The organism is Actinosynnema sp. (assembly GCF_052038725.1).
Genome location: NZ_JBQGCX010000001.1, coordinates 1 through 1821, shown reverse-complemented (window position 1 = coordinate 1821; position 1821 = coordinate 1). Strand labels below are relative to the sequence as shown.

The window sequence follows — 1821 nt, the reverse complement described above, 5'->3', positions numbered from 1 at the left end:
CCTCGGCGCTGTCCGGGACGGTGTACGTGGGCACCGAGACGGGCACGCTCGGCACGTCCCTGCGGGCCAAGGTGCCGATCCGGAACACGGCGGGGACGGTCATCGGCATGGCGTCGGTGGGCATCCTGGAGGAGGAGCTGGCCGCCGACCTGGCCGAGGACCTCGGCGAGCTGATCGGCTGGCTGATCGCGTCCGCGCTGGTCGGGGTGCTCGGGGCGGCGCTGGTGACGCGGATGGTCCGCAAGCGCACGTTCCGGCTGGAACCGGCCGAGATCGCGCAGCTGCTGGAGACCCGCGAGGCGATGCTGCACGGGGTGCGCGAGGGCGTGGTCGCCATCGACGCGACCGAGCGGTTGGCGCTGGTCAACGACGAGGCGGTGCGGCTGCTGGGGCTGACCGACGACCCGACCGGGCGGCCCGCCGCGCAGGTGCTGGAGCACGGCGGTCTGCTGGACCTGGCGCGCGGCGACGACGCGGCCGACCGGCTGGTGCTGGCGGGCGAGCGGGTGCTGGTGGCGAACCGGATGACCGCCCGCACGCACGGCCGCCCGGTCGGCGTGGTGCTCACGCTGCGCGACCGGACCGAGCTGCACGACGCGCTGCGCGAGATCGACGGGCACCGGGCGGTCACCGAGGTGCTGCGGGCGCAGGCGCACGAGTTCTCCAACCACCTGCACGTCATCGGCGGGCTGCTGGAGCTGGAGCGCGGCGACGAGGCGGTGCGCTACATCGAGCGGGTCGGTGGCGCGGGGTCGGTGACGGCCGACATCATCGGCGGGGCCGAGGCCGACCCGGCGCTGGCGGCGCTGCTGCTGGCCAAGTCGAGCACCGCGCACGAGCGGGGCGTGCGGCTGCGGCTGGACGCCGGGTCGCGGGTGCTGGCGCGGGCCGGTGACGACGCGCTGACCGTGCTCGGGAACCTGGTGGACAACGCCGTGGACGCCTCCGGCAACGGCGGCGAGGTGCGGGTGCTGGTGGACGCGGGCGGGTCGGGGGTGCGGGTGCTGGTCGAGGACGACGGGCCGGGCGTCGCGCGGGAGCGGCGGGCGGAGATCTTCACCCTCGGGGTGAGCACGAAGGCGCCGAGAGGGGCGCACGGACGAGGGATAGGACTGGCGTTGGTGTCCAGGGTGGTCACCCGGCGGCGTGGCCGGGTCGACGTGTCGGATTCTTCGGAGCTGGGTGGCGCGTCGTTCGACGTGTGGCTGCCGGAAGCGGGGTCCCGGTGACGGTGGTGCGGGCGCTGGTCGTGGACGACGACTTCGCGGTGGCCGCGGTGCACCGGGGGTTCCTGGCGTCGCTGCCGGAGTTCGAGGTGGTGGGCGAGGCGCACGACGGCGACGCGGCGCTGCGGGCGGTGGACGAGCTGCTGCCGGACCTGGTGCTGCTGGACATCCACCTGCCGGACATGTCCGGGCTGGAGGTGCTGGCCAGGCTGCGGGCGCGCGTCGTGCCGCCGGTGGACGTGATCGCGGTGACGGCGGCGCGGGAGCGGGAGACGGTGCGGCAGGCGATGTCCAAGGGGGTGGACCACTACCTGGTGAAGCCGTTCACGCGCACGGCGTTCCTGGACCGGATGCGCGAGTACCTGGCGCGACGGGTGGAGGTGCAGCGGCTGGGCGACTGGCTCGACCAGGACGAGGTCGACCAGCTGATGCAGCACCGGCCTGCGAACGTGCTGCCGAAGGGGCTGTCGGCGGTGACGCTGCGGCTGGTGACCGAGGCCCTGCGGGCGGCGGAGGGCAGCACGGCCGCGGGGAACATGTCGGCGCAGGAGGTGGGCGACCGGGCGGGGCTGTCGCGGGTGAGCGCGCGGCGGTA

Annotated in this window: 2 protein-coding genes; both read left to right on the top strand. The window is 74.8% G+C overall.

The window, feature by feature from the left end; all coding sequences use genetic code 11:
- Positions 1 to 1229: ATP-binding protein (locus tag ACTUAL_RS00010; RefSeq protein WP_440898804.1), on the top strand; the 1229-nt coding region annotated here is incomplete at its 5' end.
- Positions 1226 to 1821 (top strand): response regulator (locus tag ACTUAL_RS00005; protein ID WP_440898803.1); only part of this gene is annotated, 596 nt, incomplete at its 3' end. The genes ACTUAL_RS00010 and ACTUAL_RS00005, both read left to right, overlap by 4 nt.